Origin of the sequence: Corallococcus sp. 4LFB (assembly GCF_046520365.1) — a bacterium.
Lineage (GTDB): Bacteria > Myxococcota > Myxococcia > Myxococcales > Myxococcaceae > Corallococcus > Corallococcus caeni.
In genome coordinates, this window is record NZ_JBKGHJ010001213.1 from 1 (window position 1) to 597 (window position 597).

The 597-nt window shown below is 70.9% G+C and carries 1 protein-coding gene; it reads left to right on the forward strand.

The window, feature by feature from the left end:
- The coding region (locus ACLEQD_RS44990) for an AMP-binding protein (protein WP_410392005.1) at positions 1-597 on the forward strand (597 nt) is incomplete at both ends.

Consider the following 597-nt stretch of genomic DNA (forward strand, 5'->3'; position numbering starts at 1 on the left):
GCATCAGCACGCTGTTCGTGACGTCCGCGCTGTTCAACCAGCTGGTGGCGCAGTCAGCGGAGACGTTCCAGACGGTGCGCCAGCTCCACGTGGGTGGCGAGGCGGTGGATCCGGGAGCGATGCGCGCGGCGCTCGCGGCCGGAATGTCCGGGAAACTCGTCAACGCGTACGGCCCCACGGAGAGCACGACGTTCGCCGCGTGGCACGAGGTGAAGCAGGTCCCCGCGGGCGCGGTGACGGTGCCCATCGGCAAGCCGCTGTCCAACACGGAGCTGTACGTCCTGGATGCGCACGGGCAACCCGTTCCGGCGGGTGTCGCGGGTGAGCTGTACATCGGCGGCGACGGCCTGGCGCTGGGCTACCTGGGCCGGCCGGAGCTGACGGCGGAGAAGTTCGTGCCGCACCCGTTCAGCATGGAGCCTGGTGCGCGGCTGTACCGCACGGGCGACCAGGTGAAGCAGCTGCCGGACGGCAGCGTGGTGTTCCTGGCCCGGCTGGACTCGCAGGTGAAGGTGCGCGGCTTCCGCATCGAGCTGGGCGAGGTGGAGTCCGCGCTGGGCCAGTGCGACGGCGTGCGCGAGAGCGTCGTGGTGGTGC